19 protein-coding genes are annotated in these 18,774 nt (G+C 70.9%); 1 reads left to right on the top strand and 18 read right to left on the bottom strand.

The genetic code is table 11. The features are described 5' to 3' along the window. Positions 1-199: 199 nt before the first annotated feature. On the bottom strand, positions 200-2,191 hold the full coding sequence (locus tag Z164_RS0116570) for a M1 family metallopeptidase (protein WP_043690583.1): 1,992 nt from the start codon (positions 2,189-2,191) through the stop codon (positions 200-202). A gap of 67 nt (positions 2,192-2,258) precedes the next feature. Then, positions 2,259-3,020: a bifunctional demethylmenaquinone methyltransferase/2-methoxy-6-polyprenyl-1,4-benzoquinol methylase UbiE gene (gene ubiE / locus Z164_RS0116575; RefSeq protein ID WP_024891798.1), complete on the bottom strand. Its 762-nt coding sequence runs from the start codon at positions 3,018-3,020 to the stop codon at positions 2,259-2,261. Between the two features lie 92 nt (positions 3,021-3,112). On the opposite strand from ubiE, the gene Z164_RS0116580 reads away from it, so the two are divergent. Beyond that, entirely contained in the window at positions 3,113-3,568 is a 456-nt protein-coding gene (locus Z164_RS0116580) for a nucleoside deaminase (RefSeq protein ID WP_024891799.1), read from the top strand. 25 nt (positions 3,569-3,593) lie between these two features. On the opposite strand, the gene Z164_RS22835 is transcribed toward Z164_RS0116580, so the two are convergent. The 16 genes from Z164_RS22835 to Z164_RS0116665 form a co-directional block, all read right to left on the bottom strand. After that, positions 3,594-3,737, bottom strand: coding sequence for a hypothetical protein (locus tag Z164_RS22835; RefSeq protein WP_160170699.1), 144 nt, complete (start codon positions 3,735-3,737; stop codon positions 3,594-3,596). A 615-nt stretch (positions 3,738-4,352) separates the two neighbouring features. Continuing rightward, positions 4,353-6,212, bottom strand: coding sequence for a hypothetical protein (locus Z164_RS22630; protein ID WP_152540987.1), 1,860 nt, complete (start codon positions 6,210-6,212; stop codon positions 4,353-4,355). A 215-nt stretch (positions 6,213-6,427) separates the two neighbouring features. Further along, entirely contained in the window at positions 6,428-7,063 is a 636-nt protein-coding gene (locus Z164_RS0116600; protein ID WP_024891801.1) for a hypothetical protein, read from the bottom strand. A 108-nt stretch (positions 7,064-7,171) separates the two neighbouring features. Continuing rightward, positions 7,172-8,494 (bottom strand): acyltransferase family protein, encoded by a 1,323-nt coding sequence (locus Z164_RS0116605; protein WP_024891802.1) that lies wholly within the window; start codon positions 8,492-8,494, stop codon positions 7,172-7,174. 130 nt (positions 8,495-8,624) lie between these two features. Continuing rightward, positions 8,625-9,125 carry a GNAT family N-acetyltransferase gene (locus Z164_RS0116610; RefSeq protein WP_024891803.1) on the bottom strand — a complete coding sequence of 167 codons (501 nt, stop codon included), beginning with the start codon at positions 9,123-9,125 and terminating at the stop codon, positions 8,625-8,627. Between the two features lie 82 nt (positions 9,126-9,207). Further along, positions 9,208-10,587, bottom strand: a complete 1,380-nt coding sequence (gene hslU / locus Z164_RS0116615) for an ATP-dependent protease ATPase subunit HslU (RefSeq protein WP_024891804.1) — start codon at positions 10,585-10,587, stop codon at positions 9,208-9,210. A 103-nt stretch (positions 10,588-10,690) separates the two neighbouring features. Continuing rightward, positions 10,691-11,242 carry an ATP-dependent protease subunit HslV gene (gene hslV, locus Z164_RS0116620; protein WP_024891805.1) on the bottom strand — a complete coding sequence of 184 codons (552 nt, stop codon included), beginning with the start codon at positions 11,240-11,242 and terminating at the stop codon, positions 10,691-10,693. Positions 11,243-11,335: 93 nt separating this feature from the next. Next, positions 11,336-11,887 carry a hypothetical protein gene (locus tag Z164_RS0116625; protein ID WP_024891806.1) on the bottom strand — a complete coding sequence of 184 codons (552 nt, stop codon included), beginning with the start codon at positions 11,885-11,887 and terminating at the stop codon, positions 11,336-11,338. Beyond that, the gene (locus Z164_RS22840) at positions 11,880-12,377 is read right to left on the bottom strand and encodes an RNA polymerase sigma factor (RefSeq protein WP_024891807.1); all 498 of its coding nucleotides are present in this window, start codon (positions 12,375-12,377) and stop codon (positions 11,880-11,882) included. Before Z164_RS22840 ends, Z164_RS0116625 begins: the two co-directional genes overlap by 8 nt. Further along, a complete protein-coding gene (locus tag Z164_RS22845) occupies positions 12,374-13,108 on the bottom strand; it encodes a hypothetical protein (protein ID WP_024891808.1) in 735 nt (244 codons plus the stop codon). Before Z164_RS22845 ends, Z164_RS22840 begins: the two co-directional genes overlap by 4 nt. Before the next feature lie 190 nt (positions 13,109-13,298). Further along, the gene (gene xerC, locus Z164_RS0116640) at positions 13,299-14,219 is read right to left on the bottom strand and encodes a tyrosine recombinase XerC (RefSeq protein WP_024891809.1); all 921 of its coding nucleotides are present in this window, start codon (positions 14,217-14,219) and stop codon (positions 13,299-13,301) included. A gap of 14 nt (positions 14,220-14,233) precedes the next feature. Next, complete coding sequence (locus tag Z164_RS0116645; RefSeq protein WP_024891810.1) at positions 14,234-14,908, bottom strand: DUF484 family protein; 675 nt, start codon at positions 14,906-14,908, stop codon at positions 14,234-14,236. After that, on the bottom strand, positions 14,905-15,741 hold the full coding sequence (gene dapF / locus Z164_RS0116650) for a diaminopimelate epimerase (RefSeq protein ID WP_024891811.1): 837 nt from the start codon (positions 15,739-15,741) through the stop codon (positions 14,905-14,907). The genes Z164_RS0116645 and dapF overlap by 4 nt, the downstream gene beginning before the upstream one ends. A gap of 16 nt (positions 15,742-15,757) precedes the next feature. Further along, positions 15,758-16,051: an LPS translocon maturation chaperone LptM gene (gene lptM, locus Z164_RS21495; protein ID WP_052338496.1), complete on the bottom strand. Its 294-nt coding sequence runs from the start codon at positions 16,049-16,051 to the stop codon at positions 15,758-15,760. A 52-nt stretch (positions 16,052-16,103) separates the two neighbouring features. Continuing rightward, on the bottom strand, positions 16,104-16,499 hold the full coding sequence (locus Z164_RS0116660; RefSeq protein ID WP_024891813.1) for a YbaN family protein: 396 nt from the start codon (positions 16,497-16,499) through the stop codon (positions 16,104-16,106). A gap of 42 nt (positions 16,500-16,541) precedes the next feature. Then, the gene (locus Z164_RS0116665; RefSeq protein ID WP_024891814.1) at positions 16,542-18,710 is read right to left on the bottom strand and encodes a S9 family peptidase; all 2,169 of its coding nucleotides are present in this window, start codon (positions 18,708-18,710) and stop codon (positions 16,542-16,544) included. Positions 18,711-18,774 lie beyond the last annotated feature (64 nt).

Genomic DNA, 18,774 nt, shown 5'->3' on the forward strand with positions numbered 1-18,774 from the left:
TGCGGCGTGCCCCCATCCGCCTTCGGCACCTTCCCCCGCTCGCGGGGGAAGGGAAAAACAACATGCTCCCCGCTCGCGGGGGAAGGGAAAAACAACATGCTCCCCGCTTGCGGGGGAAGGGAAAAACAACACGCACCCCGCTTGCGGGGGCGGAAATCGCCTGGGCGCACCGAGCGTCGATACGCCCTAGCGGCCGCGCTCAGCCGCCCGTCGCTTGCGCATCGGCCGGATCGACCGGCGCCTCCGGCGCTTCCGCGCCGGCTGGCGCGGCCGGCTTCGGCTTGGCCTCGTCGATGATCCGCTGCACCGAGGCCGCGGTGATCGGATGGCTGCCCGGCCGCGCGCGCTCGAACACCTCGCGCGCCAGCGCCAGGCCCTCCGGCGTTTCCACCAGCGCGGCGTAGATCGGCAGGATCAGCTTGCGCCGGCCCACGGTCTGCAGGAACTGGGTCATCGGCTCGAAGGCCAGCATGTAGCCGCTGCGCACCGCCAGCGGGTACCAGCGCATCGCCAGCTCGCCGTTGGGGGTGCCGGTGAAGGCGTAGGCGGTGTCGAGCTGCGCCATCTGCTCCTGGCTGAGCGTGGGCGGCAGGCCCTCCAGGAAATGGATCCATTCCTGCGTGGTCCACTCGGCGGTCAGTTGCTGCGGCGGCAACTGCGCGCTGCCCAGCCAGGCCAGCCGCGCCGAGTCCACCAGCCCCAGCCGCGGCGACATCACCTGCGGCGCGGACGCCGGGATGCCGGGCGCGTAGACCCATTCCTGGATCTCGGCCTCGGTGGTCTTGCCGGGATTCGGATCGAACAGGTGCTCCTTGGCGTAGGCCAGGAACTGCTCGGTGGTCACGCTCTGGAAGGCGAAGTGGTCGAAGTAGCCGCGCAGGAACGCGTCGAAGGTCTCGCGGCCGTAGCGCTCCTCCAGGAACTGCAGGAACCACGCCCCCTTGTCGTAGGCCACCGCGCTCAGCGCGTCGTCGGCGTCGAGCTCGGTGCCGGGCTTCACCGCCAGCGCCTGGGTCGCCTCGGGCATGTCGCCGATGTTGTCCTTCAGCGCCTCGCGGGCGATGACGAACTCCATGTCGCTGAACTCCTTGCCGTACAGCGCCTCGACGATGCGGTTCTCGACGTAGCTGGTCACGCCCTCGTTGAGCCAGCCGTGCTTGGCGCTGGCGAAGGTGACCAGGTTGCCGGACCAGCTGTGCGCCAGTTCGTGGGCGATCAGCGAGACCAGCGACTTGTCGCCCACGATCACCGTCGGGGTGATGAAGGACAGGCGCGGGTTCTCCATGCCGCCGTAGGGGAACGACGGCGGCAGCACCAGCAGGTCGTAGCGCTCCCATCGGTACGGGCCGTACAGCGCCTCGGTGGCGGCGATCATCTTCTCGGTGTCGGCGAACTCGGCCACCGCGCGCTCGACCATCGCCGGCTCCGCCCACACGCCCGAACGCGCCGAGATCGGCTCGAACACCAGGTCGCCGGCGGCGATCGCCATCAGGTACGAGGGAATGCGCTGCGGCATGCGGAACGCGTACTCGCCGTCGCGCTGCGCGGCCGGATCGTTGTCGGCGCTCATCAGCACCATCACGTCGGGGCGCGTGCGGATGGTCGCCGAGTAGGTGTAGCGCACCGCCGGCGTGTCCTGCAGCGGCACCCAGCTGCGCGCGTGGATCTGTTGCGACTGGCTGAACATGAAGGGCAAGCGCTTGCCCTCGGTCATCTCCGGGGTCAGCCACTGCAGGCCGGACGCCTCGGGCGAGGTGCGGTAGGTCACCCGCACCCGCGCGTTGCGCTGCGGCACCTGGATCGCCAGCCGGCTGCCCAGGGTCAGGTGCGGCGCGTCGAGCGCGAACTGCAGCGGGCTCCATTGCCCGTCCGCCTCGCCCTCCACGCGCTCGATGGTCAGCGCGCGCGTATCGAGCACCAGCTCGGTGGCGTTGTCGTCCTTCCAGTCGAGGGTATAGGTGGCGGTGCCGGCGAGGGTGCGGCTGTCGAAGTCGAGGTCGAGGTCGAGCGCGAGGTCGTCGACGACGACCTGGGTCGGCTCGGCGTAGGAGTGTTCGTCGCGGTCGGCGGCCACGGCCGTCTCCTTCGTCGGAACGGGGGTGGCGGCGTCGGGGCTGGGCTCGCGGGAGCAGCCGGCCAGGGCGAGAACGGCCAGGGCCAGCGCCCATGCGGCGGACTGGATTGATCGCATCGGGAGGTTCCGTGCCGGGGGACGCGCCATTCTACGCCGCCGGCCGGACCGGTCGCTCCCGCGCTCCTCAGGCCTTGTAGCCGTCGTGGATGGCCACGATCCCGCCGGAGAGATTGCGGTAGCGGGCGCGGGCGAAACCGGCCGCCTGCATCATCGCCTTCAGCGCCTCCTGCGGCGGGTGCTTGCGGATCGATTCGGCGAGGTACTGGTAGCTCTGCGCATCGTTGGCGAACAGCTTGCCCAGGCGCGGCAGCACCTGGAAGGAGTGGAAGTCGTACAGCGGCCGGAACCACTCCGCCTTCACCTCGGAGAACTCCAGCACCCGCGCCTGCCCGCCCACCTTCAGCACCCGCAGCATCTCGCGCAGGGCGGCATCCTTGTCGGTCACGTTGCGCAGGCCGAAGGCGATGGTCACCAGGTCGAAGCTGCCGTCGGGGAACGGCAGCGCCTCGGCGTTGCACTGCACGTATTCCAGCCCGCGCACGCGCCCGCGGTCGGTCATGCGGTCGCGGCCCACGCGCAGCATCTCGCCGTTGATGTCGCCCAGCACGATCCCGCCCGTCTCGCCGACCCGGCTCGACAGCAGCGCCGCGATGTCGCCGGTGCCGCCGGCGAGGTCGAGCACGCGGTCGCCGCGCTTGACCTGCGCGGTGGCCGTGAAATAACGCTTCCAGGCCCGGTGGATGCCCAGGCTCATCAGGTCGTTCATCAGGTCGTAGTTGCGCGCGACCGAGGAAAACACCTGGCCGACCAGCTTCTGCTTTTCCGCCCGCGGAACGTCGCGGAAGCCGAAGTGGGTGGTGTCGCCGGGTTCTGGGGATTCGTTCATGGGCCGATTATCGCACCCCCGCGCCGGCGGCGCCCGGACGCGCCGCGGGCCGGCGTGCGACACTGCCGCATCGTTCCCGCCGCGCCGCCGCCATGATCGCCACCCCCGACTACCGCGCCCTGCTCGACACCGCGCTGGCCGAGGCCCGCGCCGGCCTCGCCGAGGGCGGCATCCCGATCGGCGCCGCCCTCTACCATGCCGATGGCCGGCTGCTGGGCTGCGGCCACAATCGCCGCGTGCAGGAGGGCGATCCCTCCATCCACGGCGAGACCGACGCCTTCCGCAAGGCCGGCCGCCAGCGCTCGTACCGCGACACGATCATGGTCACCACGCTGTCGCCGTGCTGGTACTGCAGCGGGCTGGTGCGCCAGTTCGGCATCGGCACGGTGGTGATCGGCGAGTCGGTGAACTTCGCCGGCGGCGCCGACTGGCTGCGCGAGGCGGGCGTGCGGGTGATCGATCTCGCCGACGCGCGCTGCATCGACATGATGCGCGAGTGGATCGCCGCCAACCCGGCGCTGTGGAACGAGGACATCGGCGAGGACTAGGCGCCGGACGCGGCGGAGGAACGGACTACCGCCCGTCGACCAGGACGTATTCCCCATCGCCGTTGCGCCAGGTCGGCGCCCGCGCGTCCACCCGGATGCAGGCGCGACCGCCGCAGGAACTGATCTCGACCTGGCGCAGCGCCTCCAGCACCTCCGCCTGCAGTTCCACCGCACCTCCAGCAGCTTCTCCGACAACCGCAACCGGGTCATGTCGAAGGTCATCCGCGGCGCCTCCACGCCCGGCTGGGGCGGATTGTGATGTCGCTCGCGCTGCGCCACGAAACTCACCAGGCTCGCGGCGTAGTAATTGACGTAGTCGGCGCTGCCCTGGGGGCCGAGGCCGCCGGGTTGCCTCGGCGGCTTGTCGAAGTAGTGTCGGCCCATCGCCTCCAGGTTCTCCGGCGTCGTGGGCATGGTCATGTCGGGGTTGAGGGTGAGACCGGGTTTGAGGGTGTAGGTCGGTGGACTATCCCCTGTGCCCTCTACGATGAAATCCATCATCCGCTGATCGGCCTTGTCATAGATTTCGCCAAGGGAAGGATTCGCGCTCTCGACTTTTACCGCGCTGACGACCGCATTCCAGCCCGCAACTTGTGCATCAGCTTCATTGCGTCGATGGACCAACAACATGTCTGCCGTGGCAGGGGTGTAATCATGTACCGGGCCGGAGCTGGTGGCCACGTTCTCTACTTGCTTTGAGAACGCCATCGACGCCTGACGCACCGCCTCGGCGTTGAAGCCATGCTGCAGTTCGTGCCCCATCACGAAGGTCAGGTCGCCTACGTCAGGCGGCGTGTTTAATTTGGCCAGCGGCAGCCGGATGGTCTTGCTTGCGGGGTCGTACTCTCCGCCCGCATTGGCATGGGCGAGCGGCGCGATCTGCTTGAGATGCCCCTGCGCGATGGCGGTATCGAACCGATCCACCAGGTCCGGCGAGCCCTCGAGGATGCCGCGCAGGTTGTCCACATGGTGCGGGGCAACGCCCGGTCACGATGACCATCTTGACGCAAGTACGCCCCCCGCCTCGCTCTTCCGTCCAGACTCGCTCGCCTTCGGGAACAACCTCGACGCGCATCCCCGGGCGGTCGAAGATGTGGCTCATCAAACGGTCATGCTCGCCGTAGCTTGGTGAACTCGAGAAGCCAAGCGCCTCCAATCCCGCAGAGAACGTCGGGAAATCCATTCGGCAAACATCGACCATGGAGAGTGATGGATCACCCCCCCTCGGAGTGAGGCTATAGCGGAATCCAGACCGCCCACTCAGGTCTTTGTAGACCAAGCCGCCGTGAGACCAGTCCAAGGTTAGTCTTTCGCCGAATCCATACCGCTCGGGTCCATCCTTCCAGACCTCAAGACCAAATGCTTCCCTCAACCTCTCCGGCGTGAACTCCCGTACCGTTTCGGTCGTGCGGATCAGTTCGAGCAGCCGGGTCAGGGCCTGCTCCGCGGTGAGCATCGGCTGCACGGCGGGCGCAGTGGTTTCGGGAGGCGACATGGCGGCGGACTCCTGTGCCGGGATCGAAACAGACGGCGCGGCGCCGTGGGCGCAGGCGGCCAACAGCGCCGCGGCCAGCGGCAGCGTGAGGATGGCGAGGGGACCGGGGCTTTGGGTCATCGCAGCATTCCTTGCCGGGCTCGGCCTGGAGTCTTTCGCTTCTTCCGACAGCCAGTCAAGACGCTTCCGATTTCCCCATGCGTCTCGTTGCGCCGACGGGCCGCCAGCATGTCCGCCGTGGCTGCGGGGTAGTCGTGTACCGGGCCGGAGCTGGTGGCTACGCTCTCTACTTGCGTTGAGAACGCCACCAACGCCTGGCGCACCGCCTCGGCGTTGAAGCCATGCTGCAGCTCGTGCCCCATCACGGAGGTCAGGTCGGCCACGTCGGGTGGCGTGTTCAACTTGGCCAGCGGCAGCCGGATGGTCTTGCTCGCGGGATCGTACTCGCCTCCTGCATTGGCATGGGCGAGCGGCGCGATCTGCTTGAGATACCCCTGCGCGATGGCGGTATCGAACCGATCCACCAGGCACGATGACCATCTTGACGCACTTATGCTTGATTCTCTCCAGCGTGTCGTTCGCCTCGCCCCGGGGAAAGACTTCCACCCGCATCCCCGGACGGTCGAAAAGATGACTCATCAAACGACCATGCTCGCCATAGTTGGGCTCGCTCGAGAATCCCATGCCTTCCAAATGCGCCGAAAATTTAGCGAAGTCCATCTGGCAAACCTCGGTCATCGCGATGAACGGATCGCCCCCCACCAGATCCACGCTATAGCTGAATCTGAAGCTTCCATTCGGCTCCTTGTAGATCATGCCTCCATGCGACCACTCTGAGTTGAGTCTTTCGCCGAATCCGTATCGGTTTTCGTCCGTCCATACCGGCAGCCCGAAGGTGTCCTGCAACTTCTTAGGGGTGAACTCCTGCACCGATCCAGTGGTGCGGATGAGCTCGAGCAGCCGGGTCAGGGCCTGCTCGGCGGTGAGCGTCGGCTGCACGGCGGACGCAGCGGTTTCGGGAGGCGACATGGCGGCGGATTCCTGGGCCGGGGTCGAAGAGGACGGGGCGGCGCCGTGGGCGCAGGCGGCCAACAGCGCGGCGGCCAGCGGCGGTGCGAGAGTGGCGATGGGGCCGGGGCGCTGGGTCATCGCAGCGTTCCTTGCTGGGCTCGACATGGTGTCTTCCGCACCGACCGAGAGCCAGTCAAGACATCCTGCGTTGCGCATTCTTCCCCTTGGTAGCCGAGCCTGGTGACGCCCGCGCAGGTACGAACAAGCGCCGTCACCGATGCCTGTGTCCGCCGCGACAAGACCACGAGCAGCGATTCGAACTGCGGACTGAGCGTCGGCATGGCGCGTCCTCGTCAGCGTGGGGAAATGATGACCATGTTGACGCAGCGATGCTTGATCTTTTCCAGAGTTTCGTTCGCCTCACCTCGGGGAAATACCTCCACGCGCATTCCCGGGCGATCGAAGACATGGCTCATCAGACGCCCATGCTCCCCGTAGCTGGGCTCGTTCGAGAAGCCCATGTCTTCAAGCGCAGCGGAAAAAGACCCGAAATCCAGCCCGCAAATTGCGGTCATATCCGGAAACGATCCCGTAGCGACCGGATAAAACATCAGGCGTAGACGAACTCCGTTATTCGAAACGGTATAGAACTCGACCGAGTAGCACCAATCGGTCGTAACTTGCTCGCCGACGCCATACTGCCCCCCTTGCCCGTGCCAGATCGGCAGCCCGAATCCGCTTTCCAGCCTCTCCGGCGTGAACTCCCGCACCGATTCGGTGGTGCGGATCAGCTCGAGCAGCCGGGTCAGGGCCTGCTCGGCGGTGAGCGTCGGCTGCGCGGCGGGCGCAGCGGCTTCGGGAGGCGACATGGTGGCGGACTCCGGTATCGGGGTCGAAGAGGACGGGGCGGCGCCGTGGGCGCAAGCGGCCAGCAGCGCGGCGGCCAGCGGCGGTGCGAGAGTGGCGATGGGGCCGGGGCGCTGGGTCATCGCAGCGTTCCTTGCTGAGCTCGGCCTTGAATCTTTCGCACGGGCCGAGAGCCAGTCAAGACCTCCCGCAAGCCCCAGCGATGGAGCACATGGATTGCATCCATTGCATCACGGACGCACAGGCTGCGGATGCGCGCGCAGCAGCCACGAGGCCGCGCCGACGCAGGCCACGGCCACGAACGCGCCGGGCGCGGCGCCCAGCAGCAACGCGGCGGCGAGGCCGGCGAACAGCGCCGCGCCGCCAGCGGCGATGGCGAGGCTGCCGGCCGCCGGTTGCAGCCGCCGCCGGCGCCGCAGCTCGAACGCGACCGCGGCCGCCATCACCGGCGCCAGCGTCGCCGCGCACAGCGCCAGCCAGCACAGGCGGCCGAGCCAGAACCCGGGCTGGCCCGGATCGCCGGCGTCGATGGGCGCGCCGAGCCGTTCGCCGAGCCATGCGGCCGGCACCTCGGCGAGCTTGTGCCACAGGTACAGCGGCATGCCGAGCGCGCCGAGCACCGCGATCGCGCGCGAGACCGCGTGCCGTTCCAGGAACCGGCGCGCGGGCTGCTCGCACAGCAGCACCGCGCCGGCCTGCAGCCACATCACGCCGACCAGCGCGAGCGTGGGCGGCAGCATGTTGTTGCCGGCCAGCGCCACGCCCACCATCGCCACCGGGTAGCCGCTGGCGATCGCGGCCGCCAGCCAGAGCGCACCGATCAGCAGCAGCGCCGCGCCGTGGCCGGCGCCGCCCAGGCGCCCGCGCCGCCAGGCGATGCCCAACTGCTGCGGCAGCAGCCAGACGGTCAGCATGTTGAGCCAGCCGATGCCGCCCGGCGCGGCGTCGACGCGCGCGCCGAGCGCGAGCAGGTCGCCGGGTCCGCGCACGCCGGCGCGCAACAGGTCGGCGACCGCCGCGGCGACCACCAGCGCCGCCACCGCCTTCAGGCCGAAGCGGCGGTCGGCGCGCACGCACAGCGGCAGCAGCGCCTGCACCGCGAGCAGCATGACCAGGAACCACAGGTGGATGGTGAGCGAGTGGTTGAACGGTTCGAGCAGGCGCCCGCCGGTCCACAGGCCGGCCAGCGCCAGCGCCGCCAGCACCGCGAGATAGGTGGTCGTCGGCCGTGCCAGGCCCAGCGCGCGCCCGGCCCACCAGCGCCGTTGCGAACCGCCCTCGCGCAGCCGCCGCTCGACGCCATCAGCGCTTACCGCCGCCGAGACGAACACGAACAGCGGCACCACCTGCACCAGCCAGGTCAGCGCGCCGGCGGCGTCCCAGACCCGCAGCAGGTGTTCGGTGCCGGCCAGCCGGCCGTCCTGCACCCTCGGCAGGGTGGCGATCCAGTGGCCGAACACCACCACCAGCAAGGCGCCGGCGCGCAGCGCATCGGGATAGGCGTCGCGCCGCGGCGCACTCGTCGCAGCGGCGCCGTCTGGGCTGGCGGACATCCGGAGATTCCTCGCGCCGAACGGGCGGCATCGTGCGCCAGCATGCCGCAGCGGACACGTGGCCGCCATGGCGCGGCGCGCGGCGCGCCGACGGAAAAGAGCGCGCCGCGGCCCTCGGACGCCGGGGCCGTCAGCTCGCTGGCGTGGCGGCCGCTGCGGCGGTCGCCGGCGCCCGCAGATCCAGCGTCATGAAAACGCTGTTGGGGTCTTCGCGGTAGCGGCCGAACGGCGGGCACGGCACGAAGCCCGCGGCGGCGTACAGGCGGCGCGCCGGCTCGAAGTAGGCCATCGATCCGGTCTCCAGGCTGAGCCGTGCATAGCCGCGCCGGCGCGCCTCCTCGACGATGTGCGCCAGCAGCCGTGCCGCCACGCCGCGGCGCAGGTGCGCGTCGGCGGTACGCATCGACTTGATCTCACCGTGGCCGGCGCCCAGCGCCTGCAGCGCGCCGCAGCCCAGCAGCGCCTCGCCTTCCCACGCCGTCCAGAAGGCGATCTCTGGCCGCCGCAGGCCGTCGAGATCGAGCGCGTGCCGGCTCTCGGCCGGCGCGGTCGGCGCCAGCGCGCGCAGGTGGGCCTCGAGCAGCGCGATCACGCGCGGGTCGTCGATACCGGGGTCGTGCTGGATGCGCATCGCGGCGGGTGGCCTGCGGCCGGGGCGACCGCCCGCACAGCATGGCGGCCGGCGAGCGCCACGCGCAAGCCGGCCGCGCCGCTCACAGGATGTAGCGGCTCAGATCCTGGTCCTGCACCAGTTCGCCCAGTTGCGCGTCCACGTAGGCGCGGTCGATGGTCACGCTGCCGCCGCGGTCCGGGGCCTCGAAGCTGAGGCCGTCGAGCAGCCGCTCGAGCACGGTGTGCAGGCGGCGCGCGCCGATATTCTCCTGGCGCTCGTTGACCTGGGCGGCGATCTCGGCGATGCGGTCGATCGCCTCGTCCTCGAAGCGCAGTTCCACGCCCTCGGTCTTCATCAGTTCCACGTACTGCGTGGTCAGCGCGGCCTTCGGCTCGGTCAGGATGCGCACGAAGTCGTCCTTGGTCAGCGCGGTCAGTTCCACCCGGATCGGAAAGCGGCCCTGCAGTTCGGGAATCAGGTCGCTGGGCTTGGCGAGGTGGAAGGCGCCGGAGGCGATGAAGAGGATGTGGTCGGTCTTCACCGGGCCGTACTTGGTGCTCACGGTGGAGCCTTCCACCAGCGGCAGCAGGTCGCGCTGCACGCCTTCGCGGCTGACGTCGCCGCCGCCGACGTGTTCGCCGCGCTTGGCGACCTTGTCGATCTCGTCGATGAAGACGATGCCGTGCTGCTCGCAGGCTTCGATCGCCGCCTCGCGCACCTCGTCCTCGTTGATCAGTTTGGCGGCCTCCTCCTCGATCAGCTGCGGACGCGCGGCGCGGATGCTGAGCTTGCGCGACTGGGTCCGGCCGCCGGCGAGGTTCGCGAACATCTGCCGCAGCTGCTGGCCCATTTCCTCCATGCCGGGCGGCGCCATGATGTCCACGCCGACCTTCATCGACAGTTCCAGCTCGATCTCGCGCTCGTCCAGCTCGCCCGCGCGCAACTGCCGGCGCAGCTTCTGCCGCGTCTCCGATTCCTGCCGCGACGGCTCCTCGCCGATGTCGATCGTGGTCTGGGTGTTGAAGCCGAACGCCGGCGGCGCCGACTCGCGGCGCGGCAGCAGCGCGTCCAGGATGCGGTCCTCGGCGCGCTCCTCGGCGCGGGTGCGCACGCGCTGCTTGGCCTGCTCGCGGTACAGCTTGACCGCGGTGTCGGCGAGATCGCGCACGATCTGCTCGACGTCCTTGCCGACGTAGCCGACCTCGGTGAAGCGGGTGGCCTCGACCTTGACGAACGGCGCGTTGGCCAGCGTGGCCAGCCGGCGCGCGATCTCGGTCTTGCCCACGCCGGTCGGGCCGATCATCAGGATGTTCTTCGGCATCACCTCGTTGCGCAGCCCGTCGTCGAGCTGCATGCGGCGCCAGCGGTTGCGCAGCGCGATCGCGACCGCGCGCTTGGCCGCCTGCTGGCCGACGATGTGGCGATCGAGCTCCTGCACGATCTCGCGCGGGGTCATGGTGGAAGAGCCGGGATGGGTCATGGGGGATCCGGGATTCATTGGCGGGGCGGGGGTCGGATCGAAGGTCGGCGATGCGAGGAAGCGGGATGCGGACTCTCGCGAATCCCCGATCCCGTATCCCGGATCACAGTTCTTCGACCACCACGTTGCGGTTGGTGTAGATGCAGATGTCGCCGGCGATGTTGAGCGCCTCGGTGGCGACGGCACGGGCGTCGAGCTCGGTGTGGGCCAGCAGCGCGCGCGCGGCCGACAGCGCGTAGGGGCCGCCGGAGCCGATCGCGACCAGGCCGTCCTCGGGCTCGATGACGTCGCCGGTGCCGCTGACGATCAGCGAGGTCTCGCGGTCGGCCACCGCCAGCAGCGCCTCGAGCTTCCCGAAGCGGCGCTCGGTGCGCCAGTCCTTGGCCAGCTCCACCGCCGCGCGCACGAGCTGACCGTGCTTCTGCAGCTTCGATTCGAACAGCTCGAACAGGGTGAAGGCGTCGGCGGCGGCGCCGGCGAAACCCGCCAGCACCTGGCCCTGATCGCCCAGGCGGCGCACCTTGCGCGCATTGGCCTTCATCACCGTGTTGCCCAGGGTGACCTGGCCGTCGCCGGCGATGGCGACGCGGTCGCCGCGGCGCACCGAGACGATGGTGGTGGCGTGGAAGACGTGCGGGTTCTGGCTGGGGTCCATGCGGCCTCCGGGAGTGTCCACCCGAATTGGGGACCCGGCCGGGAAGTTCAACCCGCACGTCCGGCAGGCGCCGCCGCCACCATCGCCGCGGCGTCAGTCCTCCAGCGCCCGGCGCTCCTGCAGCAGGCGCGCCAGGCGCCGCCGGAGCCGAAGCGTGCGCGCGATGGTCCAGGCCAGCAACCCGAGCATGGCGACCGCGCACAGCCGGGCCGCGGACGGATCGTCGAGGATCCCGAGGGTTCGTTGCGCCCACGCCAGCACCAGCACGCCCCCGCCCAGGCCGAGCCAGTGGTAGGCGACGACATAGCGTGCCCGGCGCCGCTCGGCCTCGATCCAGCCGGCGAGGCCGGCATCGGGTGCGACGAACAGACCGAACGCATGGCGGGTGGCGACATTCAGCAGTTGCCAGGTCACCACGATGACCGCGAAGCCGGCCAGCCAGGCCGCCTCGCCACTGCCCCCCTGGCCGCGGGCGAACGCGAACGCGACCACCAGCAACGCGAGCGCCGTGCCGGCGAGTTCCAGATACAGGCCGAGCCTGCGCCGGCGCAGCGCGCGCCGCACCCGCGCCGCCAGTTCGGGCGACTCGGCGGCATCGCTCGCGCGCCAGTCGCAACCCAGTTCGGCCCAATCGTCCTCACGCATGCGTCGTCTCCAATCGTGCGCGCAGGAGCGCGCGCGCACGGCTCAATCGCTGGTCGACCGTGTTGGCCTGGATGCCGAGGATCCCGGCGATTTCGCCGTTGCCGAACCCTTCCAGCGCCAGCAACACGCACTCGCGCTGCCCGAGCGGCAACTGCGACACCGCCGCCATCAACCGGCGTTGCCGTTGCTGCGCCTCGAACTGCCGCTCCGGCCCGGGCCCGGGCGCTTCCAACCGGTCCAGCGCATCGCCGTCATCGTGCGCCGGACGCCGGCGGCGCAGGCGCTCGAGCGCCGCGAACTGCGCCACCTTGGCGACGAACCCCTTCAGGCTGCCGTCCCCGCGGTACTTCGGCAGGGAACGCCACACCGCGATCGCCATCTCCTGCACCAGTTCCTCCTGGTCGCTGCGGTTGCGTTCGTAGCCCGAGGCCAGGCGACGCAGGAACGCGCCATGCTCGGCGAGGACTGCGGCGGCATCCGGCCCGCTCAACCGACGCGATCCCTGCCGGGGCGCGCGAACACGTCTTTCCATGCCGCGTAGCTGACGTACAGCCAGAGCGGCAGATACAGCACCAGCACCGGCGGCCACCACACCACCAGGGCCAGGACCGGCGCGGCCGACGCCACCAGCCCGAGCGCCGGAACGCGATAACGCACCAGCGCACGCATGCCGTCGCCGAACGCCGCGGTCACCGAGCGCCCGGAAAACAGCACCTGGCCCGGCACGAACAGCAGGACGAGGGCCGGCAGCATCCCGGAGACCAGCATGCCGGCGACCTGCCAGCGGTCGAGCCGGACCGCGCCGACGTCGCCCACCGCCACCGCCCAGGCCTGGTCGGCGCCGGCGATCGCCATCAGCACCAGCATCTGGAAGCCGAACACCAGCGCGGCCATCGCCACGGCCAGCATCGCCAGCGCCGGAAGCCGCCGCCACCATTGCCTGCCCGCATCGCGCACGCGCCATTGGCCGCACGTGGCGCGCTGGTGCAGCAGCGCCAGCACCCAGGCCGAAGCGAGCGGCACCAGCAGTTTCGACAGCGCGATGCCGGCCACGGGAACCGCCTGCGCCAGCGCTTCCAGGAGGATCGGCGACAACGCCAGCAGGCAGCCGCGCAGGGGCGCGGCCCGGAGCAACGTCCAGCCGCGGCGCAGCCAGCGACCCAGATCGGCAGTGGAGGGGGACGCGGGCAGCGGGGAGACGAGATCGATCGCGGTGGACATGTCGGCGGGCTCCTGTTGGGGTGACCTGTCCTGAAGACGCGCACTGGGCGGAAAACCTGACAGGCTCCGGAAGGACCGATCCCGCGCGCGCTGCCGGACCGCGATCACCGACGTCTGCGCCCTCCGTTCGCCGCCGCCGTCCGCCCGTCGTCCCGCGGGCGCCCATCGCGGGACGCAGGCACCGGCGCGCTCAGGGCTTGCGCCGCTTCGCCCGCGGGTGCGCGTCGTCGTAGACGCGCGCCAGGTGCTGGTAGTCGAGGTGGGTGTAGATCTGGGTGGTGGCGATGTCGGCGTGGCCGAGCAGCTCCTGCACGCCGCGCAGGTCGCCGGAGGATTCGAGCACGTGGCTGGCGAAGGAATGCCGCAGCAGGTGCGGGTGCACGCGCTTGAACAGGCCCTGGCGCTGCGCCAGGCCACGCAGGCGCAGCTGCACCGCGCGCGGGCCGATCGGCCGGCCACCGCGGCCAGGAAACACCGGCGCGTCCGGCGCGGCGCCGGCCTCGGCGGCCCATTCGGCGAGCGCGCGGCAGGCGTGCGAGCCCACCGGCACCACGCGCTGGCGGGCGCCCTTGCCGAGCACGTTCACCAGGCCCTCGGCGAGGTCGAGATCGCGCCAGCGCAGCCCGCAGAGTTCCGACACGCGCAGGCCCGAGGAGTAGAGCAGCTCCAGCATCGCGCGATCGCGCAGGCCCAGCGGCGCGGCGGTGTCCACCTCCACCAGCGCCTTGGCCTCGTCGGGGTCGAGCACCTGCGGCAGCTTGCGCGCGGCCTTGGGCGCGCGGATGCCCAGGGTGGGATCGGCGACGATGCGGCCGTGCCGCAGCAGCCAGCGGTAGAAGCTGCGGCAGGCCGACAGGCGCCGCTGCAGGCTCTTGGGCGACAGCCCGCGGCGATGCTCGGCGGCGACGAAGGCGCGCAACTGCGCGGTGGCGAGCGTCGCCGGCGCGGGCGCATCGGGCTGCGCGGCGGCCCACTCCGCCAGCGCCGCCAGATCGCGGCGGTAGGCGTCGAGCGTGTGCGCGGAGGCGCGCTTCTCGACCTGCAGGTGGTGCAGGAACGCGGCGACCTCGGGCGGCGGCGCGCCGGGCCCCGCGCTGGCGTCCGCCGCCACGTCCGCCGCTCCGCTCAGTCCCCGAAGCGCCGCAGCGCCGCGGCGAAGGCGTCGCCCATCATGCGCAGGAACAGCGTGCCCATGCCGGGATAGAAACGGTTCGGCTGGTGGCTGCCGACCGCGATCAGGCCGATGCCCTCCAGCGCCAGCAGCGCGCTCGACTGCACCTCGTCGACACGGGCGCCGTACAGCAGCGCCTGCTTGTCGGGGTGCAGGCGGCCGCACAGCGGCTCGCCGTCCTTCAGCGCGTCGGCGAAGGGCTGCAGCGCGTAGGCGTCGCGCGCGACCACTTGCAGCCAGTCGGCGTCGTCCAGGCCCTCGACCGGCGCGAACAGCACGATGCGCACCAGATCGCCGTCGAAGTCCTCGGCCAGCGAGGCCGCCAGCGCGCGCACCGTGTCGGCGGCCGTGGTCTGCCGCATCAGCGCGAGGGTCAGCTGGTGGGTGCGCACGGCCAGCCGCTCGTTCTCCTGCGCGGTCGCGAACAGCTCGTGCAGGCGCCGCGACAGTTCGCGGTTCTTGTCGCGCAGCACCTCCAGCTGGTAGCCGGCCAGCGACGCGGCCGGGCCGTCCTCGCGCGGCACCACCAGGGTCAGCGCCAGGTCCGGGAACTGCTGCAGGAACTTCGGATGCTGCCGCAACCACGCGGCGACCTCGTGCGCGCCGAGCTTGGCGCCGGTCTCGCTCATGCGATCCATTCTCCCTCGAAGACGAAAGCGGCCGGTCCGGCCATGGTGAGTCCGGCGTCGTCGGCCGGCCAGTCGATGTCCAGCGCGCCGCCGGGCAGCTCCACCCGCACGCGGCGGTCCACGCGGCCGCGCCGGACCAGCACCGCCGCGGCGGCGCTGGCGCCGCTGCCGCAGGCGAGCGTCTCGCCCACGCCGCGCTCGTACACGCGCAGGCGGATGCGATCGCGGCCGGCGACCTCGGCGAAGCCGACGTTGACCGATTCCGGGAACGCCGGCTGCCGCTGCAGGGCCGCGCCGAGCTCGGCGACGGGGGCGTCGTCCACGCTCGGCACTTCGATCACCGCGTGCGGATTGCCCATCGAGACCGCGCCGAACGCGACCTCGCGGCCCTCGACCCGCAACCGGTAGGTCTCGCGCGCAGCGTCGAAACCGACCAGCGGCACCGCCGCCGGCTCGAAGCGCGGCACGCCCAGGGCCACGCGCAGGCGGCCGTCGGGCAGCGCCTCCACCGCATGGGTGCCGGCGGGGCTGTCGAGCGCGAAGGCGCCGGTCGGGGCGGCACCGTCGCGGCGCAGCCACGCGGCGACGCAGCGCGCGCCGTTGCCGCACTGCCCGGAGGCCGAGCCGTCGGCGTTCCAGATGCGGTAGCTGGCGACCGAACCGGCCTCGCGCGGCGCCTCCACGGTCAGGATCTGGTCGCAGCCGACGCCGGTGTGGCGATCGGCCAGCGCGCGGCACAGGGCGGCGCCGGGCGCCGGGCGGCCGCCGCGCAGGTCGAGCACCACGAAGTCGTTGCCGGCCCCGTGCATCTTGCTGAAGCGCAGGCCGCTCATGGCCGCATCGCGCCGCTCACGCGCCGTCGTCGCCGGCGCCGTCGTCCTCTTCGACCGGCAGCGGCGGGGGCGGCAACGGCAGGGCCTGCGCCGGTTCGTCGGCCGCATCCCGGGCGTCGTCGGCGGCCTCGTCCTGCGGCGTGGCGTCCGCGTCGTCGTCGGCCTCGTCCGTCGCCTCGACCGGCCGTCCGGTCTCGTCGTCGACGACGGTCTGCGGCGGCGGCGGCAGGAACAGGTCGCCCTTGTTGCCGCAGGCGGCGAGCGGGAGCGTGAGGGCCGCGAGCAGCGGCAGCAGGCAGAGGCGATTCATGGCGGCAGTTTAGCCGCAGCCCACGCCGCGAGGAACGCCACGCGCGGCGCGTTCAGGTCTGCGGCGGCTCGGGCCGGCGCCACAGCCACAGGGCGACGCAGGCCATGCAGGCGATCGGCAGCGCGGTCATCCACCAGCGGTGCGCGGCGTGCAGGGGCATCACCAGCAGCAGGATCGCGGCGCACACGGCCATCGCCAGGGTCGCCAGCCGCTTGCCGCGGCGGCTGACCGCGCCGTGGTCCTCCCAGTCGCGAATCGGCGGGCCGAAGCGCGGATGCGTCAGCAGCCAGCGGCGCAGGCGATCGGAACCGCGCGCCGCGGCCCAGGCGGCGATCAGCACGAAGACCGTGGTCGGCAGGCCCGGCACGAACACGCCGACCAGCCCCACGCCGAGACTGACGTAGGCCAGCAGCCACCAGGCCCAGCGGAAGCGGACGCGCGATCGCATGCGGCGATGATACGCGTCCGCCCGTGCGCGCCCGGCGCTGGGTCAGCGCGCCACGCCGAGCTGGTCGAGCAGGAAGGCGTACATCTCGGCCTGCTCGCGGTAGCGGCGGAAGCGGCCGGACTTGCCGCCGTGGCCGGCGTCCATGTTGGTGCGGAACACGATGGGGGCCTCGCCGGTGTTGAGGTCGCGCAGCCTGGCCACGTACTTGGCCGGCTCCCAGTACTGCACCTGCGAATCCCACAGGCCGGTGCCGACGAACATCGCCGGGTAGGCCTGCCGGCTGAGGTTGTCGTAGGGCGAGTAGCCGAGCATGTAGTCGTAGTAGGTCTTCTGCTCGGGATTGCCCCACTCGTCGTATTCGTTGGTGGTCAGCGGGATGCTCGGATCGAGCATGGTGGTGACCACGTCGACGAAGGGCACCTGCGACAGGATGACCCGGTAGTCCTGCGGCGCCATGTTCGCCACCGCGCCCATCAGCAGGCCGCCGGCGCTGCCGCCGTAGGCGGCCACGCGATCCTTGGCCGCGTAGCCGCGCGCGACCAGGTCGCGGGTGACGTCGATGAAATCGGTGAAGGTGTTGACCTTGTTGAGCAGCTTGCCGTCCTCGTACCAGCGCCGGCCCATCTCCTGGCCGCCGCGGATGTGGGCGATGGCGTAGACCATGCCGCGGTCGAGCAGGCTGATCACCGGCAGGTTGAAGGCCGGGTCCGTGGAGGAGCCGTAGCTGCCGTAGGCGTACTGCAGCATCGCCGCCTGGCCGTTCTTCTCGAAGCCGCGGCGATAGACCAGCGAGACCGGGATCCGGGTGCCGTCGCGCGCCTGGCTCCAGACCCGCTCGGTCACGTACTGCGCGGGGTCGTAGCCGATCACCGGCTGCTGCTTGAGCTGGCGGCGCTCGCCGCTGTCGATGTTCACCTCGTAGGTCGTGGCCGGCGTGGTCAGCGAGGTGTAGGTGTAGCGCAGCCAGCGCGTGTCGGGCTCGGCGTTCACCGACAGGCCCATCGAATAGGCCGGCTCGTCGGCGGCGACATGCTGCTCGCTGCCGTCGTCCTTCAGGATGCGCACGCGCTCCAGCGCCTCGGCGCGCTCGCCGATCGCGGCGAAGCCGTCGAACAGCTCGAAGTCCTCGATGAAGACGTCCTCGCGGTGCGGGACCCAGTCGGTCCACTGCGCGCGCGAGGTGGCGCCGTCGGGGGCGGTGACCAGCTTGAAGTTGGCGGCGCCGTCGGCATTGGTGCGGATCACCCAGCGGCCGCCGTGATGGTCGGCGCTGTACTCCACGTCGCGCTCGCGCGGGGCGAGCACGGTGAAGGTCTCGGGGGCGTCGGCCGGGGCGTAGCGCAGCTCGTCGGAGACCGTGCTGCTGACGCCGATGACGATGTAGCGGTCGTCGCGGGTGCGGTCGATGCCCATGTAGAAGCTGTCGTCCTCCTCCTCGTAGACCAGCGCGTCGTCGGCGACCGGCGTGCCCAGCACGTGCTTCTTCACCCGCACGGTCAGCAGGGTCTCGGGATCGTTCTCGACGTAGAACAGGGTGCGGTTGTCGTCGGCCCAGATCAGGTTGGGCGAGACCCCGGCGATGACGTCCGGATAGTCCTCGCCGGTGGCCAGGTTGCGGAAGCGCACGGTGTACTGGCGGCGGCCGTTGGTGTCCTCGGCGTAGGCCAGCAGGCGGTTGTCCTGGCTGACCGCGTAGTCGCCGATGCTGTAGTAGTCCTTGCCCTCGGCCAAGGCGTTGACGTCGAGCAGCACCTGCTCGCCGTCCAGGCGGCCGGCGTCGTTGTCGGCCAGCAGGCGCGCCGCATCCACGCCGTCGGCGTCCGCGCGGCGGGCGTAGACCGGGTAGTCCTTGCCGGTCTCGTAGCGCGCGTAGTACCACCAGCCGCGCTCGCGGTACGGCACCGAGCTGTCGTCCTGCTTGATGCGGCCGACGATCTCCTCGTACAGGCGGTCCTCCAGGCCCTTCAGCGGGGCCATCACCGCGTCGGCATAGGCGTTCTCGGCCTGCAGGTACTCGATGACCGCCGGCGCCTCGCGCTTGTCGTCGCGCAGCCAGTAGTACTCGTCGCTGCGCACCGCGCCGTGCGGGGCGCGGACCTCGTGCGGATGGCGGGCGGCGTCGGGCGGCGTCGGCAGGTCGGCGGTCTTGGCGTTGGCGGTCATGGTCAGGGCGATGAGCGGGGTCGCGATGAGCGAGAGCAGGCGCTTCATGGGATGGGGTCCGTGCGTCGGGGCGCAAGACCGCCGCCGCGCCCGTGGGCGCCGGCGGCGGACC

Source organism: Luteimonas huabeiensis HB2, from assembly GCF_000559025.1.
Lineage (GTDB): Bacteria > Pseudomonadota > Gammaproteobacteria > Xanthomonadales > Xanthomonadaceae > Luteimonas > Luteimonas huabeiensis.